Raw genomic sequence first — 15,058 nt, forward strand, 5'->3', positions numbered from 1 at the left:
CGGGACGGAGGTATCAGACAAAACGGTTGAGCTCGACGCCCGATTCGTTCAGCGCGCTCAAATATTCCGGAGACCGGAGGCATGCCAGGACCCGGATCCTCGACCGGACCACATCGTCCCTCTGCCTCAGATCATCGTCCACATACCCGGGGTGACAAAAAAAGATGTCGTTGGCGGCGGGCCTCAAGGACAGATAAAACCTGAGGATGTCCGGGAAATCCGCGGCGCGCTCGTAAGCGTGATAGCCCAGCAAATGTCCGTTGTGCGCGATGCCGGACGCGTCCAGCATCCGCCGGAAAGAGCGGCCGGGCCAGTTGACGGCAAGATTCCCCAGGCACAATCCCGGGCGGGCCGGGAACCCCCGGAGGAAAATGTCCCGGACCGGAGGAGAGGAAAGACGCACATAAAACCGCGGCTTCGCCCTGCGGATCTCCCGCGCAAGCTCAATGACGACGTCCCGGACGCCCGGAAGCTGTTGCACATGCTGGTGGCCGTCGATAAAATCCGGATACTCCCCCATGACGCGGACGAACCTCTCCAACTGGGCGCGGACCTCGCGCGACAGCGCTTCGCGGGACATCCGGCCCGTCAGGCAGCCGGAAACAAATTCGGGGAATTCATGGAAATGCCCGCGGGAGTTGACCAAGCCGGCGGGGCCGGGAACGGAGCTGACGGGCCTCCCCCTGGTCAAGACAACATGCAATCCGATATCCATGTCCGCCCGGCCCGGCCGCAACGCCTCCAGGTCCGCCTCGCAGGAATCATAGATCGTCATGCAGCTGACCGCCGTGATCCGCCTCTCCCGGACGAGTTCCAGGATGCCCTGGTTCACGCCCGGGGATAGGCCGTAATCATCAGCGCAAACAATCACAGCTTTCTTCCTCCGGCAGGACGCGGGGAGCGTCCCCGGGGACCCGGTTCAAGAACGCGTGAATGACCCCGGCGGCTTTTTGCCGCCCCGGGGTTGTTGGAGGGGATTCTTGATGGCGGGACACAAACAGGGGGAAATGCTCAACCATGAAATTGATTTTGTCCGTGACATCTTCCGGGGTGGCCGCCAGGCCGAGGCCGAGCCGCTCAACCGCCGCGGCGTTGACAAATTGTTCCGCATGATGCTCAACAGGGACCACGACGGCCGGTTTGCGAAGCGCGACCGCTTCGCTCACGGCGCTGAATCCGCCGTTGATGACCATCAGGTCCGCACGGTTGAGGATCTCGATATTATCGCGGACTTTACCGTGAAACGTGATCCAGCCGCGGGAAGGGCCGTCGCACCCGAGGACGTCGATATGGACCCCCTCACGCTCTTTCAGCCGTTCCAGAAAGGCCGGGAAGGCCTTGAACTGGGACCCGGTCAGCATCACAAGAATATTTTTCAGGACGGGCGAAGCCGGGCGGACCTCCAACTCTCCTCGGACGATCACGGGAATCGGCCAGAATTTCGCATCGCCGGCCGTCCTCGGCTCGAGCCAGGGGCTCAACACAAGGTCCGGGACCAGCCGGTGAAACAGCAAATCCATCCTTTCAATCAGGAATTGCGCGTAAAACCGGCAGGGAGGTTTTGGGGCCTTCTGATATTCCGCGACAATCACATCGGCATTATTGACGGCAATGACGGGAACGCGCAGAAACGGCCGAAGCAACAACAGCGTATAATCCGAGTCAATGACAATGGCGCGGTAACGGCCGCCCCGGATGATCTCCGACGCGATCCGCATATTTTTCAGAAGGATCCAGATAAAATGCGGGAACGCCAGGAACGTGTACAGAATGCTCAACCGCTTGCCGCGCTTCCCATAATACAGGGAACGGAGGAGATGCACAGCTCCAATATCATGCCTTTGCCGGAAAAAATCATAGCCGTTGCCGGACGTGAGAACGTCCACGCCGTAACCCAGCGCCATGAGTTCCCGCATGACCGCGTAACAGCGGGTCGAATTCCCCATCCCCAGTCCATTGACGATAAACAATAACCGTTGACGCGTTTTCATGATGGCCCTTTATTTTCGCTCCCGGGACCCGGGACCGCTTTCATCACCCATGAAAAAGGAGGGACGATCTGTCTGGCCTTCAGCGTCATTCCGGCCCGCCGGGTCTCCGCCGCCATTCCGTCGAATGAAAAAAGCCGGACGTCGATCTGATGCCGCCGGTGATAATACTGATAGGCCCTTCCGGGCCAAGACCGGCACGGCAGGACAGCGACAAACGCCCCTTCTCTTTTTAACATAGCGGCGGCGTTATTCAAAACCTTTTCGGGAGAATCGACAAATTCCAGGGCGCCCGCGCACACGATCAGGTCGAAACGTTCCTCAAGCCGGAAATCCTGAATGTCCCCCACGATCCTGCGGCAGGCCGGGATCGCGCAACGGTCAAGCATCCGGGCCGACACGTCGACACAGGTCAAACTCCGGCAGCCCTGCTCCGATAACCGGCGGCTGTAATAGCCGGTCCCGGCGCCGAGTTCAAGAACATCTCCCAGCGGCCCCTCCCCGGCCATGCGGCGGACCGCCTGGAATTCGCGGTCCCGGAGCCAGCGCCAATGCCAGCCCGCCGAGCGCTCCTCATATCCGGCCGCGGCACGGTCAAAGTAAGCTTTGACGTTATCCATCACGCAAGATCCCCGGCTCGGGAAAATCGCACACAAAGGCGCAGAAGCTGAGCTCGCGGGCGCGGTAGAAACTCAACCGGTGTTTCGTCCGCGGCCGGAAAACTTCCTCCATCGTTTTTTCCGGATGATACCGAGGGACATAGCCGTTAGACCGGTATCCATACAGCGCGTAGACATAAACCCGGTGAAGGACCTGCCGGAGGGAAAAACGCCTCTCCGAAAACGAGTGAAAGAAACAGCCGCAGTCAATTCCGCTGATGACGCCTTTGATCTCATCCACCGTCAGCCAATCCAAAAACCCCAGGGAAAAGCACAGGTCCGCCGACAGGGGGCCGAGATCCCGGAGGTCCCTCCGGAGAAACCGCGCCCTGGAAGAAAACCCGAGGCGGTCACAGTTCCCGCGGGCCTCACGGAGCGCCGCTTCCGAGACATCGATCCCGATATATTCCCTGGCCCCGGCCTCCATGACGGCGGGCAACAGCCGCGCCGTCCCGCACCCGAGCTCCAGGACAACCTTGTCCTTCGCGGCTGTTCTTAAGACCCGGCCCGCCGTTTCCATCCGTTCTTTGAGCGGCCTGTTAACGTCCGGAAACAGGCCTTTGCGGCGCGGAGAATATCTGCCGGCTTCCCATGCGAGGATCTTGCAGTCCCAGAAATCCCTGATATCGGCCGGGCCGCGTCCCATCAAAGGTTAACCGCTTTCTTGAAAATCTTGCTGGAGTCTTCCTGGAGATCGATCCTGCCGTATCCGCCATTCTGGAAAGTGACCGAACGGATATCGCGGATTTGCCTGCCCGGGATACTGATCGCGACCCCGTAGGGGGATTCCACGTACAGGTTCCCGAGGAACTGCACTTCGTTGATCTTGCCATACTTCTTATGCGCCTCCCATTCGGCGCCGTCCGGAACGGTGGAATAAAAATGGTCTTTGAGCACCTCGATGGTCTGCCGGGATCCGTCTTTGTAATGGATCACCACAACCGGGTCCTTAATGAAATACGGGGAATTGACCCCATAGTGCGACTGCCTCAGGTCCCGGCCCACGATCTCCGTGTATCCGATCAAATCACCATTGGCGTCCCGGAGCAAAAATAATTTCTGCAGGTATCTGATGTTTTTCGCCGCGGCCGGGATCTCGACGACCGCGTCCAGGTAAAGGTAATCCTCCGCCTTGCGGTATCTCAGCAGCTTGGCGGCTCTTCTCTGGAGTTCCCGCTCTTCTTGAGTCAGGGTGCTGTATTCATGGATTTGCCGGTAAATATACGGCCCCTTGTACTCGACCAGATAAAAAGGCCCGCTGCGCAAGACATTGATAACGCCCCCCTCAATCGTCTTGGGGTTAAAAAACGGGAGGTCGTCCGCGAAGATCAGCAGATATCCGTGGCTGGGATCGGCCTTGGAGAATCCCTCCCCCTCCTGCCTTTGGTTCTTGTATAACAACTGGTAATGGGCATTGGAGGGCAAATGAAGAAACGTGTCAAACGGCCAGTGGTGGACGCCGAAGAAATAATAAAAATTGTTTTCATATATGTCCGGGGGGATATCCAGAGACAGGAGCAGGTCGGTGACCAATTTTGTGTGCTGATAGGAATTATACGCCACCGCGTACCTGAAATAGTGCCTCCTGGCCTTCTCCGGCCGCATTTCGTCCATATTCACGACAGCGGCGGCGGAGATAACGGCAACAAAAAGCATCAGGGCCGCCCTGCGGCAGGATAACCGGCGGATGATCAGGAATATTGAAACGGCCAGCAGTACCTCGAAGGCGGGATGAGACAACTGAAAGTGCCTGGCGTTCATCTGGGACGGCAGGGCGACCACCGGCAAAAACACCAGCCCGGTCAAAACGGCGACTTTGGGAAGCCAGACCTTTTTCAACCCGTCGCCGTCGCGCCAAAGACACCACATCCCCCACGCGACAATCACCGCCGAAAGAATCCCCGGATAAAACTTGATCCCCAGGACCTCTATCACGGGGTGCCGGATGTTATAAAAAACGTAAGTCGCGAAATTGGGCCAATATCCCTCGAGCCAGCTTTTGTTCAAAAGGTCGCCGGTCAATGTCCCCGCATTGCCCAATATTGTCTTTGTGTTCATCCAATCGTTCTTGATTTCGTTGAGAAAATAGTAACCGAACACCAGAACAACCGCCAGGCCGAACGCCTTGAGGGCGGCTTTGATCTCTTTCCTGTTGAAAATTCCCAGCAGGATCATATAAACGGGAATCAAAATCAGCATCGAAAAATGAAAACTGATCCCCAGGCAAACCCCCAGGGCGGCCATCAAAAGGAAAATCTTCTTCCCCGTTGAAACATAAAGATCATAGCAATAGAAGACCATGACGCTCGCCGGGATGATGAGACTCGCGTGCCAGCCGGTAAAACTGTAAAACACGTAGTTCTGGGAAGAAAGCATGGTCAGGAGCGACAGGTAAGCGACGGTCCGGTTAAAATGCCTCTTCGCCAGATAGAAAACGACGCCGGCCGCGCAAAGGAAGGAAAACTGCAGCAGGATATGGATCCCGCGGGGGGAACCGAACACAAAAGTAAAGGCCGAGTATAACAACGTCAGGGCCGGGCCGAAAATATAGCCGCCCTGGGTGGCCTCCGGGCCGTAAGGGCTCAACCCCCGCCCCAGAAGAAGCCGGCAGGCCCGGGCATAATCCCGCTCCTGAAACCCCATCCAGCCGAAGTGGTCGCTGAAAAAATCAAAACCATGAAAGGCGGCCACGAACAGGATGGCCGCGACCAGGAAAGAATCCCTGTACCGAACAACACCGTTGACAATTTTCTTCAGCATGAGCGCGGACTTTCCATGATCGGGGAAAGCGGCACGTTTCCCCAGAACTTTTTATCCCAAAAACAACCGCCCCTCCCCGGGAGATTCCCAAGGATTGGACGGGAAACGGCAGATCGGTTAACCGGTTTGGTTGTATGATTCCCGATGGGACGAAGGGCATCCAAACAAGCCGTGCGGCAAGATCATGAAAGTATTATAGCGGGTTTATGGGAAGTGTGAAGAAGGAATTCGATAGACGCGGCGGGCGAGGGGAAAACGGGCATGGCCCATGCTTTAACGGTTCAGAGACAAAGGGGATGCAACCATCCTTGCGCGCGGCAGATCTTATCCGCCGGCCTGGCGCGAATCTTCCAGAAACTCCCAGCGCGTAAAAGTCTTTAAAAGCTCATCCTCGATCTGCTCAAGCCGGGCCTTGGCCTGGGTGATCTCGGCCGGGGGCTTCTTGAAAAATGCCGGGTCCGTCATCTGCTGATAAAGCTCATCCTGTTCGGCTTCAAGCTTCTCAATTTGGGCCGGAAGCGCGGCGAGCTCCTGCTCTTCTTTATAGGAAAGTTTGCGGGGCCTGGGTTTCGCCGGCCTCGGGGCCTCTTCCTCTTTATTGATGTCGGGCCGCGGGTTCGCTTCCTTGGCCTTCGGCTTGCGCTGGCTTAACCAGTCGTCGTAACCGCCGGGATATTCATTGACCTCGCCGTCACCTTCCAGGACGATGGTGCTGGTGACCACATTGTTCAAAAAGGCGCGGTCATGGCTGACCAGCAGGATGGTCCCGGGATACTCCGACAGCAATTCTTCGAGCAGTTCCAGGGTCTCGACGTCCAGGTCATTGGTCGGCTCATCCATGACCAGCACGTTGGACGGCTTGGTGAACAGCCGGGCCAGCAATAGACGGTTGCGCTCCCCGCCGGAAAGGACCTTCACCGGGGTCCGGACCCGGTCCGGCGAAAAAAGGAAATCCTGCATATAGCCGATGATGTGCCTCGGCTTGCCGTTGATCATGAGCGTGTCGCTGTTCCCGCAGATATTTTCAGCCACGGTCTTTTCTTCGTCCAGCTGTTCTCTCAGTTGATCGTAATAGGCGATCTCCAGATTGGTCCCCAGCCGCACCTTGCCCTGAAGCGGTTCCATCTTTCCCAGCAGCAGGCGTAAAAGGGTTGTCTTCCCCGATCCGTTGGGGCCGATCAGCCCGATCTTGTCGCCGCGCATGACGTTCGTCGAGAAATTCTTGAAAAGGCATTTGTCATCATACCAGTATCCCAGGTTCGCGGCCTTGATCACGCTGTGCCCGGAGCGCTCCGCCTCCTGGGCCTGCATGTTGACTTTCCCGACGGCCTGGCGCTGGGCCTTCTTCACTTCGCGCATCCGCTCGAGCGCCTTGACCCGGCCTTCATTGCGCACCCGGCGGGCCTTGACGCCCTGGCGGATCCATACCTCTTCCTGGGCCAGTTTTTTCTCAAACTCGGCCCGCTGGACGTCCTCATTCTCCAGCGCCATCTGTTTGCGCTGCAGGAAGGTGTCGTAATCGCAATCCCAGCTGAAAATCCTCCCGCGGTCAAGCTCCACGATCCGCGTGGCCAGGTGGCGCATGAACATGCGGTCATGGGTGACGAACAGCAATGTCCCGGAATATTTTTTCAGGAACTCTTCCAGCCAGTTGATGGAATCGATGTCCAGGTGATTGGTGGGCTCGTCCAGAAGAAGGATGTCCGGCTCGATCACCAGGGCCCTGGCCAGCAGGGCGCGCCGCTTCTGCCCGCCGGACAGTTTTTCAAAATCCGCTTCCGGGTCGAGCTTCATGTGCGAGAGCACGGATTCCACCTGGTTATTGATGTCCCAGCTTTCGGTGCGGTCCAGTTCGGCCTGGACCCGGTCCAGCCGGCGCATCAACTCAGGCGTGTGCTCCGTATGAAGGCGGTGGCTGATGTGATGATATTCCTTGAGGACCTCTCCTCTCTTGCCCAGCCCCGACGCGACAATGTCGAACAGGTTCCCCTGGACATCGGCGGGGATCTCCTGCGGCAGGTGCGTGACTTCCAGCCCCTGCTGGCGCACGATCTGCCCCTCATCCGCGCCGAAATGGCCGGCGATGACCCTCATCAAGGTCGTTTTGCCGGCGCCGTTGCGGCCCAGCAGGGCCACGCGCTCGCCGGGCTCCAGTTGCAGGCTCAACTTGTCAAAAATGAGCGGCCCGCCGAAGGCGATCGAAATGTCCTGTAAACTGATCAGCGCCATAGATAATCAATTGGGTGACTGGTTTTGAATGGTTGGACCCTTTGCGAAAGCCAGTAGTATACACGCCGGCGTGGAATACGCAAAGGTTAATCGGGATGGCAAAAAAATTACCCACACCAATGTTCATCACATCGACATGGGTAATTTTTATCTCTTTGGAAAACTTCGAGAATGCCGCTTTTATTGACCGCTGTCCTTGCGCTTCAAAAAGCATTCCTTGCAATAGATCGGCCGGTCGCCCCTGGGCTTGAAAGGGACTTCGCACTCTTTTTTGCAATCTGAACAGACCGCTTTGTGCATTTCCTTGGGCTGTCTGTCATATCCGCCTTGAAACCCCATGATGTCCCTCTTTCTGATACCTTTTGCGGTATCTGTTAACGGACTGCTGTTTGGTGAAAAACGATTAAAACACCCAGAGGTATTATACCGGGTTTCCGCGGGGTGGGAAGGATAAAATCGAACACAAGCGGGCGTCTCCTGCCGGCTGTTTTTTTCTTCCCAGGGGGAAATTTTGATTTCAAAATGGCGCCCCGGATCGCCTTGGGGGTCTTTCTTTATTTGGTAAAAATACTCGCGATTATACTGAAATTAATATATATTTATAGTGTCTATGCGCACCTCCCCCAAAGCCCAGGTCAGCCTGGAATACATGGTTATCCTGACCCTCATCGTGGCCGGGATCATCACCGGCGGGCCTTACGTCATCCGCTCCATCAACGCCCGGTTCCATTTCATCGACGACCAGGTCCAGGATTCCCTCAGAGAAGAAATCAAGCAATCCTCCGAAACCAATTTCCCTCTGCCCACTTGCGAATGCCAGGACTTCGTGGCCGGGGCATGCGGCGACACAGCAAGCGCGGGCAATTGTCCCGGAGGGACCCCTGAGAAGCCCTGCTGCGGCGATTATCAGAGATTCAAGAAAAAACCATGCTTTCCCGTTGGCTGTGAGCTTGTGATGCCCATGGGAATAATCGAAGTGTGCGAGAATGACTCAACCTGTTGCACAGAATACCTGCCCAACGGCTGCGGGAGCACCGATCCCCCCTGCGATGCGGCCATCCCGTGCTGTCGAAACCAGGCGATCAAAACCCGAACTTGCGATTTTGGGAATGTCACAGAATCGATATGCGCGGCGCCGAATGCCGATCCCCTCTGCAATTTTAGCTGTACCGGTGTCGTGCCAAATCACACTGAAGTTTGTCCTGACGACCTGCTTCAGTTGGATGATGATACGGAGTATTCCGTTGCTACAGGGTTGGAGTGTACGACCTATTCGACCCCGGGAGGACCCTATACCTGGACACCGCCGGCGCACAAAATCTGGAAAATGGTCATCAGGGTCTGGGGAGGCGGGGGGGGAGGCGGGGGCAGACAGTCTAATCGTGCCGCTAATAATCGACAAGGCAGCGGCGGAGGCGGAGGCGGATATGCTCAAGCGGATTTCCTTTATAACGAAAACGCGACGTATTTGATAGATGTGGGTGGCGGCGGCGCTGCTTTGGCTAATGGCGTTCTCTCAAGAGTCACGCACAGGGTAGGAGCGACAGATACTGTTATCATTAGGGGCAGTCCAGGCAGCGCCGGCCAGCACGGCACTGACGTTGCCGGCGGGGCCGGCGGAGGGACATCGGTTAATACGACCGGCGGATATACGAGCGGGACAGACAGCATCCAAGTCGCCGGACAAAGAGGGGCCAGATCGGGCACCAATGCGTTAATGACTGGCGGCAAGGGCGGCGACTCAGGAAATCCCCAGACCGGCGGCGGCGCCGGCGGCTCGTCCTGTCCTACCTGCCCGCCTGATGCAACCCCCAACATCCTTGGCTCTCCCGGCTCAACACCGGGCGCCGGCGGGGGCGGTGGCGGCAGAGGCGCCCTGTTGCTTCCCCCGCCTAATCCCATCATCAATAATCTAACCGGCGGCGCCGGCGCTGATGGGATGGTCCAGATCTGCACCGGCGGCAGCGGCAGTGCAGACTGCTCGGCCCCGCCCGAAAACCCGCCTAAATGCGAGCTCTATTGTGAACCGGGGTATTTCCCGAATCCGATCAGCAGAACTTGCGCGATCCCCTTAGAAGTCACCTTCACAACGGCTGCGGATCCTTGCCCTGGAGCAGAATCAAGTTGCACACAGGATGATAGTGCCATAACAAGTGCGCAATTGTGCAATCCCGGCGAAATTGTGACATTTGCGCCTTTGATAGGGGCTGGATGCACCACCGGGGTTGAGCAACCGTGTATGGCCATCCTCTGGTGATTGACTCCCTGCAATAAAGGTTACCCTCACCAAACTTTATAAAATGCGAATAAGCAACAGCCCACCTGATCTTTATTCCGGGATCGACCATCTGTCGTTTGACACAAGGCCTTTCAGCCCTGCCCCGGATGATATCGAACAGATATGCCGCTTCTTCTCCCTTGGAAAACTCCGGCATTATGCGGTTGAAAAAGGCATTACCGTATCCCACTCCAATTTCTTTGTCTTTGCCGCAACGACCCGCGGACAATACGCGCTTAAATTTTACCCGGTGGATGCAGCCAAATCAATCGCTATTGAACACGCGGTCAACCGTTTTCTGATCGGCCATCATTTCCCGACCCCCGCCATGCACGCCGGCCAAAAAGGACAGCCCTTTCTGGCCAGCCATAACCGGCTCGCCGCCTGCTATTCTTATATTGAGGGCGTTCCGTCATGGGAGCGCATCAAAGAACCCAAAACCATTCACCAGATCAATTCTGCGATGTTCTCTTTAAAGAATATTTTATCTGCCGCTCCCGGGAGACTTCCTTTCCTTAAAAACATCAGCCTTGCGGCAAGGATCCGCGCATTGGCCCAAGCATCCCGCGCCATGGCTCCCTATGGCCACAAACGGCTGATTGACGCATCTCTGAAGGACGCTTGCCAATCATATCAACGGCACCAACCGTTGTTCACCCGCCAACGGCTCCATAATAACGCTGGCTTAACCAATTTTCTCATCTCGAACGGAACCGTCTACACTCTTGACCTATCCCACATCCGGGAGGATTACACCCCTTCCGATCTGGCAAGCCTGGTCGTTTCCTGTCTATTCTTCCAAATACCCCAAAATACGATTAAAATGATTGTTAAAGGCTACTTTGAGCAGTACAAAATAGGGCCGGACTATGCCCCAACCCTCAACACCCTTATTCAGATCGAGCTGATTAGAGAATACTTAAAGAATGTCCGGCGTAAAAAATCCGCCGACTTCTCCACCTGTCCGGTGGATTTTGCGCGCACTTACAAACTCCACCTTGCAACCCGTAAAAAAATTATTGCCGCCGTATTGAGAAGAATGAAGAACACCCCGGGGCTTATAAAATAATTATTTTATGGAACAGATAAAATACAACGATACTGGCGCTAATCCGGCATTGAGGAAATTCAACCCGTCCCGAACGGATATCGAACGCATCTGCCGCTTCTTTTCCATTGGGGAGCTCAAATATTTTGAAAAGGAAAAAGATGTTGCCTTTTCCCACGAGAATCCTTTCATCTATGTCCAAACGACACACGGGGTATACGCGCTTAAATGTTATCCTGCGGGTACGGCCAAAGCTATCACTGTTGAAAATGCCGTCAGTCGCTTCTTGATCCATCATGATTTTCCAACGCCTGTCATGTACATCGGCCATGACGGTCACCCGTTCTTGACCAGTATGGGGCGGCTTGTCACCTGTTTTTCTTATATCAAAGGTGTCCCGGCGTGGCAACGGATTAACCATCGAAGCACCATCAGCCAAATTAATGCCACCATGCTATCGCTAAAAAACATCTTATCTTTGGCCGGCGGACGCATCCCTTTAGTCAAAGAAAAGAACTTGGCTACAACTATCCTTGCCCTGATTCAAAATTTTAAAGCGCTGGGACCCTATCCGAAAGGGATGATTGGGGCATCTCTGCTGGAAGCATATCGGACATATCATAATCACCAACCGCTATTCATCCGCCAATGGATTCATAATGACGCCAATTTCTCCAATTTCCTCTTTTACAAAGAAACCCTCTATACCCTCGACCTATTCCACGTTAGAGAGGATTACGCTCTTTCCGACCTGGCATGCATGGTCTTCTCTTGCCTATTTCTTGACAACCCTGCTGCAACAGTAAAATCAATGGTAAATGACTATTTCGCCAAGCATAAAATTAGCTTGAACCATTTCTTAGTCCTTGACACCCTTATTAAAATTAAAATGATCAAACATTGTTTATGGAATATCCAACTTGGTCAACCCGTTGGCTTGGCTACAGAATCTATTACTGCCCTTTTAAAAAAAACAAACAATATTTCAAGGTCCCTGTCCCGAGACATAAAGTGAATCTACACTCAATGCGAATCAACCGCGGCTACACCGATTTTCTTGCTGGTATCAAGAAAATATCGTTTGATAAGAACGAGTTCCGCCCTTTCCAAGATGACATCCAACGCGCCTGCCACTTCTTCTCAATTGGAAAACTCCGGTATTATAAAAAAGAGGGGGGGGGCGACTTCATTCATACCAACCCACTGATCTTTGTCGTAACTTCGCAGGGAAAGCATACGCTTAAATTTTATCCACTGGATGCGGCCAAACAAATCGTCATTGAATCCGCCGTAAACCGCTACTTGATTAATCAGCGTTTCCCAACGCCGGCCATGCACATGGGGCATGACGGCCAGCCCTTTTGGGCCAGCAATGGCCGTCTCGCCGCCTGCTACTCTTATGTTGACGGCTTTCCGGTATGGGAGCGAATCGGGCAACGAAACGTTGTCCGTAAAATCAATACCGCTTTACTCTCTTTAAAAAATTTTCTATCGAGAGCGGAACACATCCCCTTCAAGAAAGAAGAAAACTTAACGACACTTATAAAAAAACTAGCCAACTCATCCTGTGCCTTAGCCCCATATGACCAAAAAGAAATGATTGACGCGTTTCTACTATGCGCAGGCCAAACATACCAGTATCATGGGCTGTTATTTACCCGCCAACGCCTTCACAATGATGCCAATCTCACCAATTTCCTCGTGCACAAGAAAACGATCTATGCCCTTGATCTGTCCCACGTCCGAGAAGATTACGCCCTTGCCGACCTCGCAAGCCTGGTGTTGTCCTGCATATATTTTGGCGCTCCCCTCACAATGGTGAAGATCGCAGCCAAAGACTATTTCACCCAGCATAAAATCGCTCATAAGTTTTCCCCGGTTCTTAATACCTTGGTTAGAATTGGGCTTATTGATAATTATATAGGAAAGATCGAGCGTGAAAAGTCTATGGACCTTCCCGCATATCCGCCAGATCTTCGGCGCACCCACATATCCCAGCTCTTGGCCCGCAAAAAAATTATTATCGCCGTATTGAAGAAGATGCGCGATAACCCAAGATTCCTTGTTTAAATATTTTAGAAACCGGTAAAGCCGTAGGATTTGATTGTAACGAAAAGCGGGGGGAGACAGGGATGGGCCAAGAGGCTTATGCTATCTTTCTTTCATTTTTTCCAACCAAAGGCCAAGGACAATTTGCCGTAATGTTTGATCATCGGTCCCGCGGCCGTTATCAACCGATACAGGATTGGGCCAAGCCCTCTCCCCATACATTTTAATCAAAATATGCCGTATTGATGTGGGGACCTGCACCTCGCTCCTGGCGCCTCGATCTGGGATCGCCTTAGCAACTCCCAATGTACGCAACAGCTTTTTATCTTCCTTCATGGCCGCAGGGATCGATTGTGACAAGGCCAACATGGGCCTTGATAAGAACGGAAAAATAAACTTGCACCCGTGTGCTTGCGCGACCCGTTGATGAGCGCCCTCATCAACCATTGCCCAATCCAGCCGAGCCGCCAAGCCGCGGAATTTCGCCATCCTTGATGACACCGGACCAAACCATTGGTCACTGCCCATGCCCGAGATGAACACATCGCCGCCGATCCGATGGTCATATTTCTTGAAAGCGGCATAAACGATCGCCAAGTCCAGATCCAACACCGGTTCATCGGTGATACCAGCAAGCTCTTCGAAAGCAGACAGGAATTCCACAATCTTGACCTGGAGGATGTGGTGCCCAAGTCCCAGTTTATTCGCAGACTGGCTTGCCGCCGCTACTGTTAAAGGATTGAAATCATCAAATCGGACAGTCACGGCGGCCACTTGAGCCCCACAGCGCTGTGCCAAAGAGGCAAGCAACATTGAATCAAATCCACCGGTGAACATAACCGCTCGAAGCTCCCCTGCTATATTTCCCATGACATCTTCAAGTATTTGCTGAACGGCCAGGCTAATGTTTTTGAGGTCGACAGGAACCCCAGATAATGAAGGGGGAGGAAGTTTCTTCCGTCCTTTTAAAACCGTTCTTGGGGCCAAAAGATAGCCATCGCGGAGATAATCCCAAGCCGCCTCCTGATCGATTTCATGGCCAATCCCTGTATACACATAAGTACCGGTCATGCCTTTTGTATCCCATGGTACCTTTCCATTTGCGCTTCGATCTCTTTATTTCGCCAAGCCAAACGACAATTGATGCATTCGTGATAATTTCGAAAGGGATTCCCAGCCAAGGCCGAAACGCGCACCTGCTCATAAGCCTTAGATTGCCACACCTCTTTAAATGATGTTTTGTAGGCATTCCCTATTGTAAGCCGTTGCATAAAACAGCAAACATTCACGTCGCCATTCAGCTTGATTGAACTAAAAAACCACCCATGATAACAAGGAGGCCACTCATCATCAAGCGCCACCTTATCGGGGTGACCTGGCAATCTGATGTGGTCATTATGCTCACTTATTTCAGCCACAGTTTTACGGACATGATCTACCCCGAGCTTATTAACAAGCTGCTCAGTCTTTGACTCGCTTGATGCATTTAATCGATTGGCGATAAAATTCACTTCAATATAAAAATTAGGATTTATCTTTGGTCTCAGCCGGGCCAATTCCCTTATATTCTTAATGACCTTCATGAAAAGATCCTGGCCCTGCAAGGCGAGGTAAGATTCCCGATCAGCTTCCCCAAGATTAATTACAATATGATCCGCTTTCAAAATATCCCGGCACCGCTCCAAAGGGAATGTCCCGTTGGAATAGATCGTCACGGACAAGGGGTATTGTTGAAGATAATCCAACATCTCGTAAAAACGTGGGTGGAGCGTCGGATCGCCCTGTCCTGATAAATAAATCCTGTCAACTTGTAGATTGGCGCAATCGCGCACAACCGCTGAAAACATATCGAATGACAAATGGTTTTTACCTGTCGGGCGATGTTCGGTCCCGGGGCCATAATAATAACAATACTGACACCTGAGGTTGCACAAATCTGTTACATGAATCTGAACAGTAGCCGGGCCTATCAACGCCCGCCCAACCTCAATACCCTTTAAACGCAAAATTAATCTGCGCGCTATTTCCCGGCGATCAAAATTCATTT

12 protein-coding genes and 1 pseudogene are annotated in these 15,058 nt (G+C 53.8%); 4 read left to right on the forward strand and 9 right to left on the reverse strand.

The window, feature by feature from the left end; genetic code table 11:
• Positions 1-13: 13 nt before the first annotated feature.
• The 7 genes and pseudogenes from Q8Q08_04950 to Q8Q08_04980 all read right to left on the reverse strand — a co-directional run bounded on the left by Q8Q08_04950 (position 14) and on the right by Q8Q08_04980 (position 7,889).
• Positions 14-871, reverse strand: a complete 858-nt coding sequence (locus Q8Q08_04950; GenBank protein MDP2653362.1) for a ChbG/HpnK family deacetylase — start codon at positions 869-871, stop codon at positions 14-16.
• Positions 855-1,991 (reverse strand): glycosyltransferase family protein, encoded by a 1,137-nt coding sequence (locus Q8Q08_04955; protein ID MDP2653363.1) that lies wholly within the window; start codon positions 1,989-1,991, stop codon positions 855-857. The genes Q8Q08_04950 and Q8Q08_04955 overlap by 17 nt, the downstream gene beginning before the upstream one ends.
• Positions 1,988-2,608 carry a class I SAM-dependent methyltransferase gene (locus tag Q8Q08_04960; GenBank protein MDP2653364.1) on the reverse strand — a complete coding sequence of 207 codons (621 nt, stop codon included), beginning with the start codon at positions 2,606-2,608 and terminating at the stop codon, positions 1,988-1,990. The genes Q8Q08_04955 and Q8Q08_04960 overlap by 4 nt, the downstream gene beginning before the upstream one ends.
• Positions 2,601-3,293, reverse strand: coding sequence for a class I SAM-dependent methyltransferase (locus tag Q8Q08_04965; protein MDP2653365.1), 693 nt, complete (start codon positions 3,291-3,293; stop codon positions 2,601-2,603). The genes Q8Q08_04960 and Q8Q08_04965 overlap by 8 nt, the downstream gene beginning before the upstream one ends.
• A complete protein-coding gene (locus tag Q8Q08_04970) occupies positions 3,293-5,407 on the reverse strand; it encodes a hypothetical protein (protein MDP2653366.1) in 2,115 nt (704 codons plus the stop codon). Before Q8Q08_04970 ends, Q8Q08_04965 begins: the two co-directional genes overlap by 1 nt.
• Before the next feature lie 324 nt (positions 5,408-5,731).
• Entirely contained in the window at positions 5,732-7,636 is a 1,905-nt protein-coding gene (locus Q8Q08_04975; GenBank protein MDP2653367.1) for an ATP-binding cassette domain-containing protein, read from the reverse strand.
• Positions 7,578-7,889 (reverse strand): annotated as a pseudogene (locus tag Q8Q08_04980) (hypothetical protein). Before Q8Q08_04980 ends, Q8Q08_04975 begins: the two are co-directional and overlap by 59 nt.
• A 357-nt stretch (positions 7,890-8,246) precedes the next feature.
• Between Q8Q08_04980 and Q8Q08_04985 the strand changes: the two are divergent.
• The 4 genes from Q8Q08_04985 to Q8Q08_05000 are packed head-to-tail and all read left to right on the forward strand — an operon-like array spanning position 8,247 to position 13,032.
• Positions 8,247-9,893, forward strand: a complete 1,647-nt coding sequence (locus Q8Q08_04985) for a hypothetical protein (protein MDP2653368.1) — start codon at positions 8,247-8,249, stop codon at positions 9,891-9,893.
• 43 nt (positions 9,894-9,936) lie between these two features.
• Positions 9,937-10,983, forward strand: a complete 1,047-nt coding sequence (locus tag Q8Q08_04990; protein MDP2653369.1) for a phosphotransferase — start codon at positions 9,937-9,939, stop codon at positions 10,981-10,983.
• Positions 10,984-10,990: 7 nt separating this feature from the next.
• Positions 10,991-11,977, forward strand: a complete 987-nt coding sequence (locus Q8Q08_04995) for a phosphotransferase (GenBank protein MDP2653370.1) — start codon at positions 10,991-10,993, stop codon at positions 11,975-11,977.
• 11 nt (positions 11,978-11,988) lie between these two features.
• Positions 11,989-13,032 (forward strand): phosphotransferase, encoded by a 1,044-nt coding sequence (locus Q8Q08_05000; GenBank protein ID MDP2653371.1) that lies wholly within the window; start codon positions 11,989-11,991, stop codon positions 13,030-13,032.
• Positions 13,033-13,113: 81 nt separating this feature from the next.
• Here the strand turns inward: Q8Q08_05000 and Q8Q08_05005 are convergent, their stop codons facing one another.
• Positions 13,114-14,082 (reverse strand): asparagine synthase-related protein, encoded by a 969-nt coding sequence (locus Q8Q08_05005; protein MDP2653372.1) that lies wholly within the window; start codon positions 14,080-14,082, stop codon positions 13,114-13,116.
• Positions 14,079-15,056, reverse strand: coding sequence for a radical SAM protein (locus Q8Q08_05010; protein MDP2653373.1), 978 nt, complete (start codon positions 15,054-15,056; stop codon positions 14,079-14,081). Before Q8Q08_05010 ends, Q8Q08_05005 begins: the two co-directional genes overlap by 4 nt.
• Positions 15,057-15,058 lie beyond the last annotated feature (2 nt).

It is taken from the genome of Candidatus Omnitrophota bacterium (assembly GCA_030688425.1).
Lineage (GTDB): Bacteria > Omnitrophota > Gorgyraeia > Zapsychrales > JANLHA01 > JAUYIB01.

Coding starts and splice junctions, on each gene's coding strand:
- Q8Q08_04995 (MDP2653370.1), top strand. CDS start 10,991: ATGGAACAGATAAAATACAACGATACTGGCGCTAATCCGGCATTGAGG.
- Q8Q08_05000 (MDP2653371.1), top strand. CDS start 11,989: ATGCGAATCAACCGCGGCTACACCGATTTTCTTGCTGGTATCAAGAAA.
- Q8Q08_04965 (MDP2653365.1), bottom strand. CDS start 3,293: ATGGGACGCGGCCCGGCCGATATCAGGGATTTCTGGGACTGCAAGATC.
- Q8Q08_04960 (MDP2653364.1), bottom strand. CDS start 2,608: ATGGATAACGTCAAAGCTTACTTTGACCGTGCCGCGGCCGGATATGAG.
- Q8Q08_04985 (MDP2653368.1), top strand. CDS start 8,247: ATGCGCACCTCCCCCAAAGCCCAGGTCAGCCTGGAATACATGGTTATC.
- Q8Q08_05005 (MDP2653372.1), bottom strand. CDS start 14,082: ATGACCGGTACTTATGTGTATACAGGGATTGGCCATGAAATCGATCAG.
- Q8Q08_04990 (MDP2653369.1), top strand. CDS start 9,937: ATGCGAATAAGCAACAGCCCACCTGATCTTTATTCCGGGATCGACCAT.
- Q8Q08_04955 (MDP2653363.1), bottom strand. CDS start 1,991: ATGAAAACGCGTCAACGGTTATTGTTTATCGTCAATGGACTGGGGATG.
- Q8Q08_04970 (MDP2653366.1), bottom strand. CDS start 5,407: ATGCTGAAGAAAATTGTCAACGGTGTTGTTCGGTACAGGGATTCTTTC.
- Q8Q08_04975 (MDP2653367.1), bottom strand. CDS start 7,636: ATGGCGCTGATCAGTTTACAGGACATTTCGATCGCCTTCGGCGGGCCG.
- Q8Q08_05010 (MDP2653373.1), bottom strand. CDS start 15,056: ATGAATTTTGATCGCCGGGAAATAGCGCGCAGATTAATTTTGCGTTTA.